The sequence below is a fragment of the Nocardia sp. NPDC057455 genome (assembly GCF_042802775.1).
Lineage (GTDB): Bacteria > Actinomycetota > Actinomycetes > Mycobacteriales > Mycobacteriaceae > Nocardia.
Genome location: NZ_JBHVDM010000009.1, coordinates 14,462 through 33,279 on the forward strand (window position 1 = coordinate 14,462; position 18,818 = coordinate 33,279).

Genomic DNA, 18,818 nt, shown 5'->3' on the forward strand with positions numbered 1-18,818 from the left:
CGGGGCCCGCCACGCGACCGGTGCGGCGCAGGTACGAGTGCGATCACCACACGGCCGACGGGAAAGAATCTCGGCGGAGCGAACCACCCCGTTCAGCGGAGCCGTGGTCAGTCGCGGGCGGGGAAGCGGCGGGCCCACGGTTCGGCGTCGATGCGTGCGCTGGTGATCACGGTGCTGAGCAGGCGATACCAGCCTGCTGTGATAATCAGTTCGAGGATCTGGTCGTTCGCGTAGCGTTCGGCCAGTATCGACCACACGTCATCGGAGATGTCGGCGGTGTCGAAGAGTTCGTCGGCCATACGCACCAGGACGGTATCTGCCTCGGTCCATGCCGGATCGTCGGCGGAACCGGTTGCGGCGGCATCGATTTGGGCGGCGGTCAACCCGACCTCGGGACCTTGGAGCACGGCGTGGACGCCCCATTCGTACTCCGCGCCCGCTCTGGCGCAGGTGCGGTGGATGACGATCTCGCGATCACGCGGCGGCACCCGGCCGTGGCCGAGGATGCCGGCCCCGAGCGGGCGCATCCGCGAGAAGAGTTCATCGTGAACGGCCAGGGTGCGGAACAAGATCAGTGGTTCGAGCGCGGTATCCCTCGGCATCCACCTCCTGAGCTGAGCGTCGACAACGGGTGCGTACGGCGGCTGGAGTGGGGCGATGCGCGGTGCGATGGTCATAGGTCAGAACCTCGTGCTTCGGTCGAGCCGGCGAACCGTTCCGGATGTGATGCTAAAATCGCCCAGTTGCTTCGAAAAACAGAGCAAGGACGGTATCGGTATGGTAGCTTCGGAATCCGAAGCGGGCAAGCGGCCATCGGTCGGTGAACCCGTTCGGGGGTCCCGTACTGGCCGCCCGATCATGGTGCTGTTGGATTTGCTGGGCCGGCGCTGGGCCCTGCGCGTGCTGTGGGAACTGCGTGACGGCACGGGCGCGACCTTCCGCGGTTTGCAGACTCGGACGGGCGGGGTATCCGCGAGCGTCCTCAATGATCGGCTGCGTGAGCTGCGGGCGGCCGGCATCGTCGAGACGGATGCCGACGGTTACCGGTTGAGCACTGATGGCCGCGACCTGATCGCGTCCCTCGCGCCCCTGCAGGTTTGGGCGCAGCGATGGGGTGAGCCCTGACGCGTGTCGTACACATCGCCGATGATCGCGTTCATCAGCCGCGTCGGAGCGACAGTGTGATCTTTCGCAAGCCGGATTCGCAGATGCACCCTGCCCTCTGGCGGGGGAAGGCTACCCCTTTTCTCGCTCGTTTCATGAGTGGCCGCCACCGCGAAGCCAGTCGGTCCACGGGATGCCCCAATCGCCGTTGTGCCAGATATCGAGGGGGTCGCCACCGGTGTTGCGGACCTCGACGACGTCGCCGGGTATGACGAAGTCGTAGAACCATGCGGCGTCGGCAGGGGAGATGTTCAGGCAGCCGTGTGAGACGTTGGTGTTGCCTTGGGCCCACATGCTCGCGGCCAGTTCGTGCACGAAGATTCCGTCGTGGCTGATGCGGACCGCATGATTGATGCTCGTGCGGTAGCCGAGCGCTGAGCCGGTGGGCAGGCCGTAGCTGGCGGAGTCCATGATCACGGGGTCGTTCTGGTCCAGCACGGTGTAGACGCCCGGGCGAGTCCAGAACGACATGGCTCTGCCGCCGACGACTGCGGTGCCGCCCATGCCCATCGACGTAGGCATGGTGCGCACGAGGCTTCCGTTGTCGAAGACCTCGATCTGTTTGGTGTCGTCGTCGGCGATCGCGACGTGCGCGGGCCCGATGTTCACCGAGACCCGTTGGTCGCGCGTGCCGTAGCGGCCCTCGCCGAGTGCACGGCCGAAGAGTTCGGCCGCGATCGTGATCCGGGTTCCCGGTGCGTGATAGTGCTCCGGTCGCCAGTGAGCGTTCTGATCGTCGAGCCAGTACCAGGCACCGGCGACGGCCGGCTCGGTGGTGACCTGCAGGTGCCGTTCCACGGCCACCCGATCCACGGGTTCGTCGAAGTGCGCGACGAGCACGAAACCTACTCCATAGGTGTCGTTTTCGGCCAGCTCGACGAGATTGGCGGAGCGTAGGGAGACGTCGATGAGCTGCTGCGGTCGCACCGTGGTGCAGGTTGTCGTCGCGGTGACGTCGCCGGCTTCGCCGTGAGCGACGGCTTTCGCGGTGTAGGTGTGTCCGTAGCCGAGTGGTTCGGCACTTGTCCAGGCTCGATGATCGGGTGCCGATACGCCCGGCAGCGATCTGCCGGTTTCATCGACCCATTCGACCGACCGCAGCGTCCCGTCGGTGACGGTGATCGTCGCGGGACTGCGCGCTTCGACATCATGGGTGCCGGGTGCGGGATCGAATCGGATTGTGGCGGGTCGGGGTGGCGGCGCGATTTCTCGCGTCCACCCCCATCCGGCCAGGGCGAGACCACCCGCACCTGCGAAGCCGATCAGCAGGCGACGACGTCTCAATGCCACCGTCTATCTCCCTTCTCCCGGATGCCGGCCGACCTCCGTCCGCCAGCATGCGGCAGCTACGCGCCGCCCGTGACACCGACGACCAGCATCTCCACCGATCCGCCGCACAACCGATACCGTTCCTCGATCCGGGGATCTCATAAGACGGTCGTCGGTGGTCTGCCAGGAGCTGGATCGGGTGTTTGCGCTGCTCCACTGACCGGCAGCCTGCCCACCGCCGATCGGGCCAAGTCGGTCATCACCTATCGCGAGACCGTTGCCCTCCGCCCACGTGCTCGCAGCACCGCGCCGACGACACCCCACGGACCGGGCGATTCTGTCTCACCACCAGTGACGGCATCCCGTAGTCGAGGAAGGTCGCGCTCAGGGTGCCGCTACGTTTCGAGCCCGGCGAAGCCCACGTCGACCGCATCCGGGGCATGTGATGTCGGGCCCCACTTCAGCGCTCTGACCAGCAGCATCAACGACCACGAAGCCCGGCTGGAGCGACGCATCGCCGCCGCGCCCGATCCGCTGAGCCTGTGATCATCCCGAGGTCTTCACGGTCGAGTGGACCCAGGGGGACTCGACCTCCGACCGCCAACGATTCGTAGTGCAAGGTCGGCGTAATAGTCGCCGATGTCCTCCGGTGACCAGGAACCACCCTCGTGATACCAGCGCGCGATATCGATCCCGAGCGAGAGCAGAGCGGTCGCCGCCATATGGGTATTCGAGTTCTCGAACACCCCGGCGGCCGCCCCTCGCTCGATCAAGCTCCGGACCTCTCCTTCGATCGCACGCCGGGTTTCCTTGATCTCCTGTTGATGTTCTGGGCTCAGAGCGGCGAGCTCGTAGTTGATGATCCGGGCCACGGTATGGGCGCGTGCGTGATGGATCGTGAACTCCCTCATCACGGCGATCAGTTGCTCGGCGGGGTCTTCTACCGAAGCGATGGCGGTGCGGACACGCTCCAGGGTGTCCAGGTGACCGGCGCGCGAGATCTGGTAGAGCAACTCTTCCTTGGAACGGTGGTACACGTAGATCGCCCCCGTGCTCACTCCGGCGATCGAGGTGATGTCGCGGGTCGTCGAGCCGTGGAAGCCGCGTTCAGCGAAAGCAACCACCGCCGCGTCGAGCAGCCGCGCGCGGGTCTGGTCTGCGCGCGAGCGGTCCTCAGTATCGGTCACCTGGACAGTATGGCTCTACACAGCGAGCACGAGTTTGCCGGTGTTGGCACCTGTGAACAGCATGTTCAAGGTTTCGCCGAAGCAGGCGACCCCGCCGTCCACAACGTGCTCCCTGCTCTTGATCCTGCCCTCGGCCAGCCAACCGGAGATCTCCGCGACCGCCTCACCGTAACGATCCGCATAGTCGAAAACGACGAAGCCCGTCATGGACGCCCGGGAGACCAGCAGCGACATATACCGCGAAGGTCCCGGAGGGAGCTTCTCCGCGTTGTACGCCGAGATCGCACCACAGAGGACGATGCGGGCGCCACGCCGGAGATTGGCAAGCGCGGCATCGAGGATGTCACCGCCGACATTGTCGAAATAGACGTCGATTCCCTCCGGAGCGACCTCCCGCAGCCGCAGCAGGACGTTCTCGCTCCGATAGTCGACGGCCGCATCGAAGCCGAGTTCCTCGGTCAGCATCCGGCACTTCTCAGCGCCGCCCGCGATCCCGATCACCTTCGCACCCTTGATTTTTGCGATCTGACCGGCGATGCTGCCGACGGCACCCGCGGCCGCGGAGGCCACCACCGTGTCTCCGGCTCGCAGTTTGCCGATCTCGAGCAAACCGAAATAGGCCGTCATTCCCGGCATTCCGAGCGTACCCAGCCAGGTCGGACCGCCCGCCGAACTCAAATCGATCTTTTGCACCCCCCGGCCATCATGAATCGCGTATTCGGTCACGCCGAAAGTCCCGCTGACGGCGTCGCCTACGGCGAAGTCCGGATGCGTCGAATCGACCACGGTCGCGATATCCAGCGACCGCATGACCTCCCCGACACCGACCGGCGGGACATATGACCGCACGTCGTTCAGCCAGCCGCGCATTGCCGGGTCGAGGGAGATGAAATCGACCTTGACCAGGATCTGGCCCTGGGAGAGCGCGGGCAGTTCCTCGGTCGTCAGGTTCCATGTGCCCGCGTCGGGCAGCCCCGACGGCCGTTTCGCGAGCCGCACCTGCTGGGTTGTTGTCATGTGATCTCCTCTTGGATCATGTGTCATCCTCCTGATCGGCCATCAGGGCACCAGCATCGCGACCGTCTCGGCCACACACGCGGGCTTGTCCGAGCCCTCGAGCTCCACGGTCACTCGAATCACTGCCTGCGACCCGATCGTGCCCGGCACGAGCGAGACCAGCTCGACACCGGCTCGGACCCGGGATCCGGCTGGGACCGGAGTGGGGAATCGCACCTTGTCGGTGCCGTAGTTGACGCCCATCGATAGGCCCCGCACCGCATACACCTGGCCGGCCAGCATCGGCACCATCGAGAGGGTGAGAAACCCGTGTGCGACGGTGGTCCCGAACGGTCCGGTGGCGGCTTTCGCGGGATCCACATGGATCCACTGGTGATCCCCGGTAGCTTCGGCGAAGCGATCGATCTGTTCCTGGGTCACCGCGTGCCAATCGCTGTATCCGAGGTGGGTCCCGACTGCGGACTCCAGCTCGGCCAGGCCCTGAAATACCCGCACAGCTCCTCCGTTCAGTTCCGCGGGCCGCCGGCCACGTAGATCACCTGGCCGGACACGAATCCGGCGCCCTCGCTCACCAGGAACGACACGGTGTGCGCGATATCGGCGGGAGTGCCGGTACGGGCGACGGGAATCTGGGCGGCCATCGCCGTCTTGAGTTCCTCGAAGGGAATGTTCATCCGGGCGGCCGTGGCCGCGGTCATCTCCGTCTCGATGAAACCCGGGGCCACCGCGTTCGCGGTGACGCCGAACTTGCCGAGTTCGAGTGCGAGCGTCTTGGTGAATCCCTGTAGCCCGGCCTTGGCGGCCGCGTAGTTGGCCTGGCCACGGTTGCCGAGTGCCGACGTGCTGGACAGGTTCACAATGCGACCCCACTTCTGCTCGATCATGTGCGCCTGCGCCGCCCGGGCCAGCAGGAACGACCCGCGCAGATGCACACCGAGGACAGCATCCCAGTCGTCGGCACTCATCTTGAACAGCAGATTGTCGCGCAGGATCCCGGCGTTGTTGACGAGCACCGTCGGTGCGCCGAGTTCGGCGGCCACACGGTCGACCGCCTGGGTGACCGCGGCCTCGTCGGCAACATCGACACCGACCGCAAGCGCGCGGCCACCGGCCGACTCGATCTCGTCGACGACGGTCTTGCAAGCGGCTTCGTCCAGATCGAGCACGGCTACTGCCATGCCGTCAGCGGCCAGCCGCCGCGCGACAGCGGCGCCGATTCCGCGAGCGGCGCCGGTAACGACCGCGGTCCGCTGTGTCGGATCGGTCATGAATACTCCTCGAAGATGTGATTGCGGTGGAAACTGCTGAGCTCAGGGCGTGTAGACCACGCGGCCGACGGTCTCGCCGTCCGCGAGTCGCTGCACGGCGCCGGCCACGTCCTCCAGCCCCAGCCGTGCACTGACCAGGGGACGGATCGCACCGTCGGCGGCAAGCGCGGCAAGCGCGCGGTGGCATTCGGCGACGGCGCCCGGATCCTGGGTGTTGTACAAACCCCAGTGCAGACCGAGGATCGAATAATTCTTGATCAGCGCGTGGTTCAACGCGGGCGTTTGGATCTCGCCGCCGGCGAACCCGACGACTACGATTCGGCCCTCGAAGGCAATGCATTTCGTGGACCGCTGGTATACCTCGCCGCCGACCGGGTCGTAGATCACGTCGGCACCACGACCGCCGGTTACGTCCTTGACGACCTCGACGAAGTCCCGCTGGTGGCGATCGATGACCACGTCGGCGCCCAAAGCCTCGGCATAGGCTGCCTTTTCGGCACCGCCCACGACTCCGATCACCCGGGCGCCGGCGGCCTTGCCGAGCTGGATCGCGGCGCTGCCCACGCCACCTGCCGCGGCGTGCACCAAGAGGGTCTCGCCCGCTGCCAATCCGGCGCGCCGATGCAACCCGAACCAGCCGGTCTGGTAGCCGATGAACAGCGAGGCCGCCTCCGCGTCATCCAACGCCGGCGGCGCGGGGAAGGTCTGGGCGGCCTCCAGCACGGCGAATTCCGCGAAACCACCGTGGGGCAGCGCCGCGCCCCCGAGCACCCGGTCACCGACAGCGATCCCGGCCACGTCTGCACCGATCGCCACGACTTCGCCGCACAATTCGACGCCGGGCGTGAACGGCAACGGTGGCCGGACCTGATAGAGGCCACGGCACATCAATACATCGGGGAAGTTCGCCGCGGCACCGGAGACCCGCACGAGAACCTGGCTCTGGCCGGGCTCTGGAACTTCCACGTCCTCGAGCCGGAGCACCACGCCCGGTTCGCCCAGCTCGTGGACTCGCCACGCCTTCATCCGCGCCATGTCAGACCCCACCTGTCAGAGTGATGCCGCCGTCGACGACCAGCAACTGCCCCGTCAGCCAGCTCGCGTCGTCGGAGAGCAGAAACGCCACTACACTGCCGATGTCCTCGGGCACGCCGAGTCGCTTCAGCGGGTAGGCCGCGGCGACCTCGTCCTCCCTGCCGTCGTAGAGAGCGGTGGCGAATTTCGTCTTCACCACCGCTGGGGCGACGGCGTTGACCCGCAAGTTCGGGCCGAGTTCGACCGCGAGTTCCTGGGTGATGTGCGTGAGCATCGCCTTGCTCGAACCGTAGAAGCCGATGCCCGGCGCGGGCTTGAGACCGGCGACCGACGACACGTTCACGATCGCGCCCCCGAAGTCCTTCATCCAGGCCCGGTAGGTCTGCTGCACCCACGACAGCGCGGCCAGACAGTTGACCTCGACTATCTTGCGGGCCACCTCCAACGGCAAATCGACCATCGGCCCGAACGCCGGGTTGATGCCGGTGTTGTTGACCAGGAGATCGGCGCTACCGAACGTGTCGATCGCGCGCGCGACCGTCTCCGCCTGGTGATCGACGTCATCGGCTCTGCCTGCGACGGCCAGCGCGCGGTCCGGGCCGCCCAGCGCTTCCACGGCTTCGTCGAGGGCGCCCTGTTTGCGGGCGGTGATCACGACTCTCGCCCCCTCGTCCACCAAGCGCTGCGCGATGCCGAGCCCGATGCCTCGACTCGCACCGGTGACTATCGCTGTCTTGCCTTCGAATCTGTTCATCAATGAATCCCTCTGCGCAGTGCGCGGTTACGACAGGCGCTCGAGCACCATCGCCATGCCCTGACCGCCGCCGACGCACATCGTTTCCAATCCGATCTGCTTGTCATGGAACTGCAGCGAGTTGATCAGGGTGCTGGTTATGCGGGCGCCGGTCATGCCGAATGGGTGACCGATCGCGATCGAGCCGCCGTTGATGTTGAGCTTGTCGAAGTCGACGCCCAGCTCCCGCGCCGAGGGAATGACCTGGGCGGCGAAGGCTTCGTTGATTTCGACCAGGTCGACATCGTCCATGGTCATCCCGGCCCGGGCCAGCGCCTGCTTCGACGCCTCCACCGGTCCCAGGCCCATGATCTCGGGCGACAGCGCGCTGACTCCGGTCGCGACGATCCGAGCCAGTGGCGTCAGGCCGAGCTCGGCCGCCTTGGTGTCGGACATGATCACGACCGCGGCCGCGCCGTCGTTGAGCGGGCAGCAGTTGGCGGCGGTCACCGTCCCGTCGGGCCGGAATACCGGCTTCAGTTCGGCGACCTTGTCCAGGGTGACGCCGGGCCGCGGACCGTCGTCCTTCGAGACAACGCTGCCGTCGGGCAGGGTGATCGCGGTGATGTCGCGCTCCCAGAACCCGTTGGCGAGGGCGGCCTCGGCGAGGTTCTGGCTACGTACACCGAAAGCGTCCTGCTCGGCACGGGTCACACCGCACAGCTGCGCCACGTTCTCCGCGGTCTGTCCCATTGCGATATAGACATCCGGTAGCAAACCCTCCGTGCGCGGGTCGGTCCAGACCTCTCCTCCCGCAGCGAATTTCGCGGTCCGGCGCACCGCGTCGGCGAACACCGGGTTCTCGGTGTCGGGCAAGCCGTCTGCATTGCCCTTGACGTAGCGGCTCACGGTTTCCACACCGGCGGAGATGAAGACGTCGCCCTCGCCGGCTCGGATCGCGTGCAGTGCCATCCGGGTCGTCTGCAAACTCGACGAGCAATACCGGTTGACCGTTGTGCCGGGCACCCGATCCAGGCCCGCCAGAATCGCCACCACTCGAGCGAGATTGAAGCCCGACTCACCGGCAGGCTGGCCACACCCGAGCATCAAATCGTCGATGCCGTTCGGACCGAGGGCCGGCACCTTCGCCAGCGCGGCCCGCACGATCTGCGCCCCGAGGTCGTCGGGCCGGAGATCCCGCAACGAACCCTTGCCGGCGCGACCGATCGGTGACCGGACGGCAGAGACGATGACGGCTTCGGGCATGACTGTGAACCTTTCGAGCAAGTTACTGAGCGCTTGTTAACCTCCCGTCACCATGCTGGACGGATCGGCGGTGGTCAATACGTCACAGGGAATTCGACCTGTGACACAGGGCACATTTCCGGGTGCGACCCCATCGACGGACAGCTCAGAGGGGAGGCGCCCCCCTGCCGTCGCCGGCCAGTGAGGATTACTTCTTCCTCAGTCCGTCCAGGGCCCGCTGGGCTTGGATTCTGGCGATCGCGCCGAGCTCGTCCAGGTTCACCGAGGGCTCGCCGTGCTGGCGCAAAATGGGGATTCGTACTCGCACCGAGACGTTGCTGTCCTGCACGCCGACGAGGTAATCCATTCCAGTTGTGTAGCTGAAATCCGAGACCGCGGTGTGCCAGTAACCCTGGGCGCCGATTCCGGTTACCTCGCCGGAACTCCGCCCTGACCCGGGAGTGGCGTCCTGGCGTTTCCAGTCGTCATAGGCGGGAGCAGCTCCGGCCGCCGTGAACTCGACGCGGAGGTCGATGGCCGCTTGATTCCAGTGGACGCCGTCGCCGGCGAGGCTTTTGTAGCTGAATTGGCATGACAGACGGCCTGGACCATCGACCCTCGGCGCGGTTTCGTGGTGGTAGGGCGGCTGGTCCGGTGTGGACGACCACTTGTGCAACGGGGCGGGGTCGACCAGATCGCACGCGTTGGCGATCCCGATCATCGAATAGATTCCCGGCGCCGGCTCCGGATGTGGAGTGGTCGTGGCGGTCGATGACGTCGCCGGTGCGCCGGTGGACGCCTCGACAGCGGCGGACCGACTGCCACTGCCGCCGTCGGCGATGATGAAGCCGATCACCACACCGGCGCCCAGCACTGCCACCAACGCGACGACACCGGCGGCGATCAGGCCTGGCTTACGGTAACCGGTAGGGGAGGACGCACCCTGCGGAATCAGCGGCTGATATCCCTGAACAGGTCGGCTGTACTCGGTGACGGGCCGTGCCCAGTCGCCGGTCGACAAATGTGGTTGCGGCGCAGTGAGATCGGAGTCGCCCGGGATGGGCTGGTCGGGTGGGTGCCGCGGATCTGTCATCTCTCGCAGCCCCTTCGATTGCTCGACGCGCTCCCCGTCGACCCCTCTACTCCGCGCCGATCGTACTTCGCCGGTGGCCCAGTGGTCACCTGACCGTCCTCATCGGTCTGTTCGAGTCGATGGCTGCTAGTTCTGTCGCAGTCCGCTCAGCATCTTGCGGGCTTGGGCTCTGGCGACCGAGTCGAGTTCGTCTCTGCCGACCACCGGTGCTTCCTTCTCGCGTGAGAGGTCGATCTCCACCCGCACCGCGACACCGCCGTCCCATACGCACATCACGTATTCGGCGTCCACGATGCCACCGAAATTGTCGGCTTCGAACTGCCAGTAGCCTCGGGTACCGATTCCGGTGAACTCCCCGGACGTCACCACCGATCCGTCATCGGCGAGGTCGGCGGTGCTGCGTTTCCAATGGTCGTACGTTCGCGAAGCCGAACCGTCCATGACGTCGGCCCGGACCCTGACCGTCGCTGTGTTCATCGGAAAGGTGTCGGCGGCCGAATTGCCGTAGTAGACATCGCAACTCAGGGTACCGAAGTTGCCGGACGAGGAAGTTTCCTCATGTGCGGGATCGCCGTGCGGCGCGGACGCCCACCTGGTCAATGGGGTGAGATCGACAAGGTCGCACGCATTGGTGATCGCCCTCATCGAATAGGTCACCGGTCCCGGCGGCGCAGTGGCCGCGGCACTATCGCTGTCTCGATCACGCACGACGAAACCGATCACCACCCCGATCACCAGCACCATCACTGCCAGCCCGACAACACCGGCAACGATCAACCCCGGCTTGCTGCGACCGGCCTGCTGCGTCGGATACGCCGGTGGCAGAGGCCGTTGCGGCGGCCAGTGCCCCCGACCGGCGTGCTGATGCCCGATGACGGGCTGACCGGAGGGCGAGGTCGGCATGTGAGAGTCGTCGCCCGAATCCGGGACCGTGCGGCCATCTGTCGGCGAATCCTGTTGCCGGAAATCGGAGTTGCCCGCCCGCTCCTGATCACCGGGCTCGTACGGAGCACCAGTCATGCGTGTAGCCCCTCCGATCCTGGACGAACCCCCGCCACGTGGTCGGGTCGGCCCTGATCATTGCCGATATCACACCACAGTTCGATTCCATGTCATACCAGGGGACTACATGGAATGAGAATCCGGCCGATAGCTTCGGTGAGTATCGAAATCGTCACCCGTCCCCGACGCGCCGAGCACTGCCCGCAGGATCAGATCTCCCATCGAGGTCGACCGGTCTGCATCGAGGATGGACGAAGATGGCATCTCCGACTCAGCTCTCAGGAAGATTTATGACGACACCTGCCTTGCCCCCCGTGTCATTTCCACGGTCATCGCGGCGCGGTAGCGCCGACGGTGATTACGCCGGCCTGTTGCGCCGGATCTCCGACGCGGGGCTGATGAACCGGCGTCCCGTCTACTACACCGTCCGGCTCAGCCTCGTCGGGATCGCGTTGGTGGCCGGCTGGGTGGTGTTCGTCCTCGTCGGCGATTCGTGGTGGACGCTCATGGTCGCGGCGTTCATGGCCCTGACGTTTGCTCAGGTCGCACTCGTCATGCACGATGTCGCGCACCGCCAAGTCTTCCGGCTACGGCAGCCGACGGAAATCATGGGCCGACTCGTCGGCAACGCGGGCATCGGCCTGGGCTACGGCTGGTGGCAGGACAAGCACACCCGGCATCATGCCAATCCGAACCACGAGGAACTCGACCCCGATGTCGCACCTGACTTTCTGGTCTGGTCACAACGGCAGGCTCGGGCCAGCCGTGGTCTGCCTCGTCTCATCGGGAGGGCGCAGGCGTACCTGTTCTTCCCGCTGCTGATGCTGGAGGGTCTGAACCTCCATGCGGCCGGAGTACGTGCGCTCAGAAATCGGTCGGTCAAACACCGCGGATGGGAGGGCGCGCTGCTCTTTGCCCACTTCGCCGCTTATCTGGCCGCATTGTTCGTGGTTCTGCCCGCCGACAAGGCCTTCGCATTCCTTGCTGTTCACCAAGCGCTGTTCGGCTTGTACATGGGCTGCATCTTCGCCCCGAACCACAAGGGCATGCCGACCCTGACCGGCGACGATCGTCCCGACTACTTACGCAGGCAGGTGCTGACCTCACGTAATGTGCGGGGCGGCGTGTTCACCGACTTCGCCCTCGGCGGACTCAACTATCAGATCGAGCACCACCTTTTTCCGAGCATGCCGACGCCGAATCTGCGTCACGCGCAAGTGATCGTCCGCGACTACTGCACTGAAATCGGCGTGCCGTACCACGAGACCGGGCTGATCTCCTCTTACCGCGAGGCGCTGAGGCACCTGCACCACGTCGGCGCACCTCTCCGCACCACCGACCGACACCCGGACGCCAGCTAGTCCGCGGGTCGAACGAGCCGAACTCGTGTGTTGCTCCATAGGCACAGGCCAGCCCCGTTCTGAGCCCGCTACACCGAAGAGGAGTACTGGCCGTAGTCGTACGCTGACGGCCGTCCAGCTTCGCCGTCGGAGCCATGCGGATCGCGGGCACCCGTCCGTGACACCGCGATTCACATGGCTGTCCGGCCCGGTCGATCGAATTCAGTCCGACGTCACGACCCGCAGCCTCCGGGTGAGGGTCAGGCCGATACCCGGTCGGCGGTGAGGAAATCGTCGACGAAGCGCAGTGCCCGGTCTTCCAACACTGCGAAGTGGGCGTCGCGCGCGGCGCCGGTGAGCGCGTTGTCGAGCAGCAGGTTGCCGTCGGCGTCCAGGCGCTGCGGTTTCTCCTCGGCTCCGGGCAGCAGTCCCACCATCGACTGCGTCAGGCCGCAGTAGTAGGCGATGCCGTCGTCGAGTTGTGTGCTCAGTGCCTGCTGCATGATGTCGACGACTCCGTCGTCGTCCGCAGCGCCGGCCAGGCCGAGCCACAGCATCCGCTTGCCCGCGAGCCGGGGCTTGCTGCGGCCGTAGGCGAATCCGTAGTTCCACACGCGATCGATCCAGCCTTTGAGGATTGCAGGTATCTGCATCCAGTACACCGGGAACACCGCGACGATGACATCGGCGGCGAGGATGCGCCGCATATGATTCTCGACCTCGGAGGAGTAGGTTTTGTCCCGGTTGTTCCAGTCCGGTAGGTCGGCGGCCGTCATTCGGGGATCGAATGCCTCGGCGTGCAGATCGAGCAGGTCGATCCGGTAGCCCGCCGCGGTGAGTCGGCGGACAGCAAGCCCGGCGATATGGGTGGTCAGCGAGTCGGGGCGGGGGTGGGCCACTACGACCAGTGCGGTGCGAGTGGTCGCGGCGTCCTCGATCTGGTTACTCGGCACGGGGTCCTCCATTGTGGTCCGGTTCACGGAACGATCGGTTGTGCGGTCGAGTCCATTCCACACTCGATCCGGTGGACGATCTATGGGTAGAGATCTACATCCGATAGGAGTTCGTCTACTCTCGTAGCGTGGACCCCTTGAGTAAATTGCTGAGTGGTATCCGCGCCGAAGGAGCCGTACTCGCCCACGCGGTCCTGGAGGCGCCGTGGACCATCCGCTTCGCCGACCGTGCACCGTTGACCATGGTGACGGTGCTGCGCGGCGGTGGCACGCTGCTGCTTTCCGGCGGTGCGGAGCAACGGATCTCGGCTGGAGACACCGCGATCGTGCGCGGTCCCGAACCGTTCCTCCTCGTCGACCGACCTGATTCGGTCGACCTGCCACACGACGAATACGAGGTGGCATGCTTCGCGGCGGACGCGGCCTGCGAGGCCGGACTGGAAGGCGGACGGTGGGGCAATGACCCCGTCGGCGAGACCGCTCTGATCGTCGGCGCCTACCGGGCCTCGGGCCGGCGCCATGAACGGCTGCTGCGCGCGGTGCCACCCGTTCTGGTGGTGTCGGACGACGTGGAGGTATGCGCCTGGATGGAATCCGTTGCCGCGGACGCGCTCGCGCGGCCGGCCGGAGCCCAGGCGCTGATGGACCGGCTGCTCGACTGGGGGCTGGTATGCACACTGCGCGACTGGTTCGAAAAGGAGGCCGCAGAGGCGCCGGGATGGTATCGCGGACCGGCGGACCCGGTGGTCGGACCGGCGCTCGAGGCGATGCATAGACGACCCGCCGCCAGCTGGACCGTGGCCTCACTGGCGGCCGAGGCGGGTGTGTCGCGGGCCCTGTTCGCGCGGCGTTTCACCGAGGTGATGGGGCAGTCGCCACTGGCGTATCTCACCGAATGCCGGATGGACGACGCGGAGGAATTGCTCTCCGACCGCAATCTCACCGTGGCGCAGGTCGCGAAGGCCGTCGGCTATTCGGATGCTTTCGGTTTCAGCGCAGCGTTCAAACGGCATCGAGGCATGCGTCCGAGTCACTTTCGCGCCACCTCTGATGTCGGAGCGTGAGCCGAAAGGGGCTGACCGGAAATCCGTCGGGGTGTAACTGCCGCACAGCCGAATGCGGCCGGCTCCTCCGGACAGGCGCGGACAGCGACACCGTCACACCCGGCCCGACCGCTACCCCTGCCCTGAGGGCGCTCACTCCGACCCTGCCGCCTTCCAGCAGGAGATGGCCGAATGTGCCGCTGGGCCGGCTCGGCCACCCCGAGGAAATCGCCGCCGCCGTGGTTTTCCTCGCCTCCGGACAGAGCAGCTTCATCACCGGTGCGAGCCTCTACGTCGACGGCGGCCTGAACCAGATCTGATTTTCCTGGCGCCACACCAGTGCTGATGGCGGGGGCTGCCGGGCATGCGCGCCGGAGCGACGCGGAGGTGATGCCGCGTGTCGGCAGACACCGCAGCCGAAGCGGTGCGCTCCGCTACGTGTATCAGCGCACCGCCACCGATGTCTTCAGCCTGCGGATACCCCGGCTCAGCAATAGGTTGTCCCACAGGCTCGATGGCGTGCGTTCGGGATCCATCAGGTCGTTCTCCGCAAGCGGGCTGTCCTCGTCCTCGACGGTCTCCGGCTCGAACCGCACCAGGGTCCGGCCGTTGCCGCGCAACGTCTCGACGGTGCGCAGAAGCGATGACGTCTCGGCGAGTGTGGCGTCGAACTTCGCCGGTTCGGCATCGAGATGCTCGCAGAGCAGCTGACGCCGGATACCGAGGATGGTGTCCCGCAGCAGGTCACCGTCCGCGGTGGCGGGGGTCACCTCGACCGCCAGATCGCATTCGGTGTCGAAGCCCATCGAACGGTTGTTGAGGTTCGATGATCCCACCCGCAGCAGCCGATCGTCCATCACCAGCACCTTGGCATGGACGTAGATCGGCGCACCGGCCTCGGTGACGGGATAGTAGACGCCGAACCGGTTGCCGTTATCGGCCTTCCACAACAGATGCAGTAAACGGCGGCGGGCCCCATCCATCGCCTGTTGCTCGAGCCAGCCGTCGGCGTGACGCGGCAGCACCAGCACGATCTCCGGACCATTCGGCTCACGCAGCCGCTCAGCGATCGCCTCGGCGAGGGTGCGCGAGGCCAGATACTGGCTCTCGATATACAACGACCGCCTCGCGCCCGCGATCGCCGCCAGATACAACGCCTCGATCTCCCGGACCTCGGCGCGGTCGGCGAGTTCGGGGAAGGTCCGCGCGATACCCACATCCACAGACCGCATCGTCGGCTCCAGCCCCTCCGGCCAGGGCGTCTCACCGGCGATCTCCGCGACCGCGGCCAATTGCTGTCCCGTCGCCGCCTTCCACCGGGCCCGAGCCAATTCGCCGATCGCCCTGGCCGCCTCGCCGTCGACGGCGGTGGTCGCGTCATGCCATGGTCCGTACCGGTTGCCGTTCGGCTCGGTCCGATAGTGATTGCCGTCTCGATGGTCGCTGGTGTCCCAGCGATCGACGGTCATGTCGATACCACCGCAGAACGCGAGCGCGTCGTCGATCACCACGATCTTCTGGTGGTGCGCCGAACCGATCGGGTGCGCGCCATCCATTTCCAGGTGCAACCGTCGATCGGTCATCCAATTGACAACGAAGATCGGTGTCATCCCACGGCTGATCGCTGCGAACGCGCCGACATTCCACTTCAGCAGGTAGATATCGAGATCCGGTCGCTGTTTCGGCAACCAGGACAAGAATCTACCCAGCCGATTCGGCCCTTCGAGGGTCTTGTCCTGCGGCTCGAACTTGATCCGGGTATCGAAATCCCAGCCGATCAGCACGATGCGCTTGCGGGCCTGCAACATCGCGGACTTCGCATGGCGGAAATAATCCGCCGCATCCACAATGCACGCCAGCCGATCAGCCCGTGCGACCTGCCAGCAAGTTTCGCCGGGGGTGAGGATTCGTTCCTCGTCGCTCATGTGTAGTCAGTTCCCTCGTCCAGCCGGACACCCGCCCCCGCAGGTGAACGATTCACACTACTGTGTGGTCACTCACCGCGGTTCCCTCGGGCAGGCGCGGTGTCCAACGGCTTGACACTCAGCGTTGTACGCCGGTTCCCGGCTGCCCCCTACCAGGCACAATGTGTTCAGATAGTCAGCGAACCGTTGAGCCGAGCCGAATCGTTCCGCCTCGACACGTCTGCAGCATCGCCTCGCTTCGTTGTGGCCGTCAATGGTCGAAGGACACTCAGTTCGGGTGACATGTTTGGTTGTTCTTATCGGGGTCGACGACGCCGGTTCGGAATCAGTCCGGACCGAATTGAGGATATTACTTCGGTCACATAGCCTGGCCACGGTCTGAAAGCTGGATAGGCGTCAAGCAATTTCACTACCAGCGCGGGACGCGCGCCCATCGGCCCCGAGGTCGAAGGTTGGCCCGCGACGCAGTGGCGGCCGCGCACCTGATCGTTTGCCGGGTAAGCCTTCTCGCGTTGTGGGCGATGCGCGGTCTCGCCGATGACTCGCCTCCAGCCCCGTCCTCGGCCCGATCGCTGACGACCAGGTTCTAGCGGCCGAGTTCGAGCAGCAGTTCGCTGAGTTCGGCCGGCATGGTGATCATGCAGTCATGGCCGCTCGGCAACTCCCACACCTGCGATGCGGAACCGTTGGGCTGGATCGAGGGAACTGGTCGACGGGTGATGCCCTCCGGCGTTGCGCCGACGCAGTGGATGTGCGTGCGCGGGATCGTGTTCACGACCGGGTTGTCCAAGCGGACCGGCTGCTGTAGGCAACGCACCGGCTGATCTGAGAGCATCGTGCGCAGCCAGGCGATGTCGGTCGGGTCGGTGACCCCGAACAGGCCGAAGGGTGACGGCAGCTCGGGCAGCGGGGGAATGCGCCAGCCGCTGCCCGAGCTTGCGGCGAGGTCGATCAGTCGCTGGCTCATGGGTTGGACTTCGATCGCGGTCTCACCGTCCTCTGGGACCATCGCGTCGAGATACACGAGGTGCGCGATCCGGTCCGGAATCTGGTTGGCCGCCGAGGAGATGACCAATCCCGCATAGCTGTGCCCCACGAGGACGACGTCGGTGAGGTCCTTGTCTTTGATCAGCTCGATGACGTCGGCGACGTGGGTGTGGAGCCCCACTTCGGGGCCGAGTAGATGCGCCTTGTCGCCGTAGCCGGTCAGCGATGGCGCGTACACCTGATGCCCGGCCGATTCCAACAGCGGTACCACTCGCTGCCAGCACCGGCCACTGTGGCAGGCGCCGTGGACCAGCAGAAATACAGACATAATCGTCCTTTTCGACGTGCGGTGGGGCACCGAGGATCTCGGTTACTTCTCTTGCCTCGGTACACTTCGGGAACCACGATCAGTGTGGTGCGCTCGATATGGATCGGGCAATAAGGCACATTTCGGTGCCCCGGTTCCTGGGAGGTAACCATGACCGCCACAGAGGGTGAGCCGCCACAGAGCCAGGACGATGCGTGCCGAACACGGGAAGTGCTGGACATCGTCGGAGACAAGTGGTCACTGCTGGTCGTGCGACATCTCAGCAAGGGACCACGCCGGTTCACCGAACTGAAACGCGACATCGACGGTATAAGCCAGCGCATGCTCACCGTCACACTGCGCGCTCTGGAACGCGACGGCATCCTGACCCGCACCGTGCGCAGCGTGATGCCACCCCACGTCAGTTACGAACTCACCTCGATGGGCACGAGTCTCCGCGCAGCGGCCCTACCCCTGTTGGAGTGGAGCATTACGCACCTGGCACACATCGACGCCGCCCGCGCCGAATACGACACACGCGCCGACGCCACGACCACCTAGTGCGGAATCAGCCCCGCGTGCCCCAGCTGTGCTGACCAACGCGCCTTCGGTGGCGATTTTGTGGGGCCTGCCGACGGCGCCTGCGGCGGCGATCAACGACACGGCACCGCACGCGGCAGTCCGCAGAGTGCTTTTGTCCTGGTCGGAAAGGGTGATCGACATAATATTTTGCTCCATCAAACCTGTTATGTCCGGTCGGCGTCGTGCCGCTGCGACGAGCTTCCACCCTGACCTGAGGTCAACTGCAACCGTGATCTAGCTCATAGCTACCTCCCTATGGAAGTTCGGGACAGCTGCGGAAACGGGACGCCGTCCCTGCCGGGTGGCAATCGCATCTCACGCACCGGTCCGGTGGTGTTCCGCAGCTCCGTTCTCGGGGTGCCGCGCGATTGGATCTTCATCGGCAAGGGATTCTCCGGGACGACTCGTAAGAACCGCACCGGGCTCGACAACGCGCTCGCGGCGTTCACCTCAGCCGCTGCGGCAGTCACCGATCGGCGGGTCGTGCCGACCACGACGAAGTTCGACCGGTTCGCCCGCAACATGGCCGAAGCCGAAGAGATCCTGACCGGTATATATCGCGCGACTACTACCGGAACCCCGCACTGAAGCGCGAGCACGCCGACCTCGCACTCGAACGCCAGCCCGGCGACCGCTGACCGTGTGGGAAGTGTTCGAGCCCGGCCGGC

At 65.6% G+C, this 18,818-nt stretch carries 20 protein-coding genes; 6 read left to right on the forward strand and 14 right to left on the reverse strand.

What is annotated here, in order from left to right:
* Window positions 1–107 precede the first annotated feature (107 nt).
* On the reverse strand, window positions 108–602 hold the full coding sequence (locus ACFU5M_RS05500; RefSeq protein WP_379044158.1) for a carboxymuconolactone decarboxylase family protein: 495 nt from the start codon (window positions 600–602) through the stop codon (window positions 108–110).
* A gap of 265 nt (window positions 603–867) precedes the next feature.
* On the opposite strand from ACFU5M_RS05500, the gene ACFU5M_RS05505 reads away from it, so the two are divergent.
* Window positions 868–1,125: a winged helix-turn-helix transcriptional regulator gene (locus ACFU5M_RS05505; RefSeq protein WP_379044161.1), complete on the forward strand. Its 258-nt coding sequence runs from the start codon at window positions 868–870 to the stop codon at window positions 1,123–1,125.
* A gap of 132 nt (window positions 1,126–1,257) precedes the next feature.
* Here the strand turns inward: ACFU5M_RS05505 and ACFU5M_RS05510 are convergent, their stop codons facing one another.
* The 10 genes from ACFU5M_RS05510 to ACFU5M_RS05555 all read right to left on the reverse strand — a co-directional run bounded on the left by ACFU5M_RS05510 (window position 1,258) and on the right by ACFU5M_RS05555 (window position 11,031).
* Window positions 1,258–2,454, reverse strand: a complete 1,197-nt coding sequence (locus ACFU5M_RS05510; RefSeq protein WP_379044164.1) for an Ig-like domain-containing protein — start codon at window positions 2,452–2,454, stop codon at window positions 1,258–1,260.
* 539 nt (window positions 2,455–2,993) lie between these two features.
* On the reverse strand, window positions 2,994–3,620 hold the full coding sequence (locus tag ACFU5M_RS05515) for a TetR family transcriptional regulator (RefSeq protein WP_379044167.1): 627 nt from the start codon (window positions 3,618–3,620) through the stop codon (window positions 2,994–2,996).
* Between the two features lie 15 nt (window positions 3,621–3,635).
* The gene (locus tag ACFU5M_RS05520; RefSeq protein ID WP_379044170.1) at window positions 3,636–4,637 is read right to left on the reverse strand and encodes an NADP-dependent oxidoreductase; all 1,002 of its coding nucleotides are present in this window, start codon (window positions 4,635–4,637) and stop codon (window positions 3,636–3,638) included.
* Between the two features lie 42 nt (window positions 4,638–4,679).
* Window positions 4,680–5,132, reverse strand: a complete 453-nt coding sequence (locus ACFU5M_RS05525; protein ID WP_379044173.1) for a MaoC family dehydratase — start codon at window positions 5,130–5,132, stop codon at window positions 4,680–4,682.
* An 11-nt stretch (window positions 5,133–5,143) separates the two neighbouring features.
* The gene (gene fabG, locus ACFU5M_RS05530; protein ID WP_379044176.1) at window positions 5,144–5,905 is read right to left on the reverse strand and encodes a 3-oxoacyl-ACP reductase FabG; all 762 of its coding nucleotides are present in this window, start codon (window positions 5,903–5,905) and stop codon (window positions 5,144–5,146) included.
* 42 nt (window positions 5,906–5,947) lie between these two features.
* Entirely contained in the window at window positions 5,948–6,931 is a 984-nt protein-coding gene (locus ACFU5M_RS05535; RefSeq protein ID WP_379044414.1) for an NADPH:quinone oxidoreductase family protein, read from the reverse strand.
* A 10-nt stretch (window positions 6,932–6,941) separates the two neighbouring features.
* Complete coding sequence (locus ACFU5M_RS05540) at window positions 6,942–7,697, reverse strand: SDR family oxidoreductase (RefSeq protein WP_379044179.1); 756 nt, start codon at window positions 7,695–7,697, stop codon at window positions 6,942–6,944.
* 24 nt (window positions 7,698–7,721) lie between these two features.
* On the reverse strand, window positions 7,722–8,939 hold the full coding sequence (locus ACFU5M_RS05545) for an acetyl-CoA C-acetyltransferase (protein WP_379044182.1): 1,218 nt from the start codon (window positions 8,937–8,939) through the stop codon (window positions 7,722–7,724).
* 187 nt (window positions 8,940–9,126) lie between these two features.
* Entirely contained in the window at window positions 9,127–10,011 is an 885-nt protein-coding gene (locus tag ACFU5M_RS05550; RefSeq protein WP_379044185.1) for a hypothetical protein, read from the reverse strand.
* A 126-nt stretch (window positions 10,012–10,137) separates the two neighbouring features.
* Window positions 10,138–11,031, reverse strand: coding sequence for a hypothetical protein (locus ACFU5M_RS05555; protein ID WP_379044188.1), 894 nt, complete (start codon window positions 11,029–11,031; stop codon window positions 10,138–10,140).
* 353 nt (window positions 11,032–11,384) lie between these two features.
* On the opposite strand from ACFU5M_RS05555, the gene ACFU5M_RS05560 reads away from it, so the two are divergent.
* Window positions 11,385–12,374, forward strand: a complete 990-nt coding sequence (locus ACFU5M_RS05560; protein WP_379044191.1) for a fatty acid desaturase family protein — start codon at window positions 11,385–11,387, stop codon at window positions 12,372–12,374.
* A gap of 239 nt (window positions 12,375–12,613) precedes the next feature.
* Here the strand turns inward: ACFU5M_RS05560 and ACFU5M_RS05565 are convergent, their stop codons facing one another.
* Window positions 12,614–13,306: an NAD(P)H oxidoreductase gene (locus ACFU5M_RS05565; RefSeq protein ID WP_379044194.1), complete on the reverse strand. Its 693-nt coding sequence runs from the start codon at window positions 13,304–13,306 to the stop codon at window positions 12,614–12,616.
* 128 nt (window positions 13,307–13,434) lie between these two features.
* Between ACFU5M_RS05565 and ACFU5M_RS05570 the strand changes: the two genes are divergently transcribed.
* Together ACFU5M_RS05570 and ACFU5M_RS05575 are read left to right on the forward strand one after the other, a co-directional pair.
* Window positions 13,435–14,370 (forward strand): AraC family transcriptional regulator, encoded by a 936-nt coding sequence (locus tag ACFU5M_RS05570; protein WP_379044197.1) that lies wholly within the window; start codon window positions 13,435–13,437, stop codon window positions 14,368–14,370.
* A complete protein-coding gene (locus ACFU5M_RS05575; RefSeq protein WP_379044200.1) occupies window positions 14,367–14,669 on the forward strand; it encodes an SDR family oxidoreductase in 303 nt (100 codons plus the stop codon). Before ACFU5M_RS05570 ends, ACFU5M_RS05575 begins: the two co-directional genes overlap by 4 nt.
* A 123-nt stretch (window positions 14,670–14,792) precedes the next feature.
* Here the strand turns inward: ACFU5M_RS05575 and ACFU5M_RS05580 are convergent, their stop codons facing one another.
* Window positions 14,793–16,274, reverse strand: coding sequence for a phospholipase D-like domain-containing protein (locus ACFU5M_RS05580; RefSeq protein WP_379044203.1), 1,482 nt, complete (start codon window positions 16,272–16,274; stop codon window positions 14,793–14,795).
* Window positions 16,275–16,860: 586 nt separating this feature from the next.
* Window positions 16,861–17,589, reverse strand: coding sequence for an alpha/beta fold hydrolase (locus ACFU5M_RS05585; RefSeq protein WP_379044206.1), 729 nt, complete (start codon window positions 17,587–17,589; stop codon window positions 16,861–16,863).
* A gap of 150 nt (window positions 17,590–17,739) precedes the next feature.
* On the opposite strand from ACFU5M_RS05585, the gene ACFU5M_RS05590 reads away from it, so the two are divergent.
* The gene (locus ACFU5M_RS05590; RefSeq protein WP_379044209.1) at window positions 17,740–18,129 is read left to right on the forward strand and encodes a winged helix-turn-helix transcriptional regulator; all 390 of its coding nucleotides are present in this window, start codon (window positions 17,740–17,742) and stop codon (window positions 18,127–18,129) included.
* Between the two features lie 276 nt (window positions 18,130–18,405).
* Window positions 18,406–18,738: a hypothetical protein gene (locus ACFU5M_RS05595; protein ID WP_379044212.1), complete on the forward strand. Its 333-nt coding sequence runs from the start codon at window positions 18,406–18,408 to the stop codon at window positions 18,736–18,738.
* Window positions 18,739–18,818: the final 80 nt, after the last annotated feature.

Coding starts and splice junctions, on each gene's coding strand:
- ACFU5M_RS05500 (WP_379044158.1), bottom strand. CDS start 602: ATGCCGAGGGATACCGCGCTCGAACCACTGATCTTGTTCCGCACCCTG.
- ACFU5M_RS05520 (WP_379044170.1), bottom strand. CDS start 4,637: ATGACAACAACCCAGCAGGTGCGGCTCGCGAAACGGCCGTCGGGGCTG.
- fabG (WP_379044176.1), bottom strand. CDS start 5,905: ATGACCGATCCGACACAGCGGACCGCGGTCGTTACCGGCGCCGCTCGC.
- ACFU5M_RS05535 (WP_379044414.1), bottom strand. CDS start 6,931: ATGAAGGCGTGGCGAGTCCACGAGCTGGGCGAACCGGGCGTGGTGCTC.
- ACFU5M_RS05545 (WP_379044182.1), bottom strand. CDS start 8,939: ATGCCCGAAGCCGTCATCGTCTCTGCCGTCCGGTCACCGATCGGTCGC.
- ACFU5M_RS05550 (WP_379044185.1), bottom strand. CDS start 10,011: ATGACAGATCCGCGGCACCCACCCGACCAGCCCATCCCGGGCGACTCC.
- ACFU5M_RS05555 (WP_379044188.1), bottom strand. CDS start 11,031: ATGACTGGTGCTCCGTACGAGCCCGGTGATCAGGAGCGGGCGGGCAAC.
- ACFU5M_RS05580 (WP_379044203.1), bottom strand. CDS start 16,274: ATGAGCGACGAGGAACGAATCCTCACCCCCGGCGAAACTTGCTGGCAG.
- ACFU5M_RS05585 (WP_379044206.1), bottom strand. CDS start 17,589: ATGTCTGTATTTCTGCTGGTCCACGGCGCCTGCCACAGTGGCCGGTGC.
- ACFU5M_RS05590 (WP_379044209.1), top strand. CDS start 17,740: ATGACCGCCACAGAGGGTGAGCCGCCACAGAGCCAGGACGATGCGTGC.
- ACFU5M_RS05595 (WP_379044212.1), top strand. CDS start 18,406: ATGGAAGTTCGGGACAGCTGCGGAAACGGGACGCCGTCCCTGCCGGGT.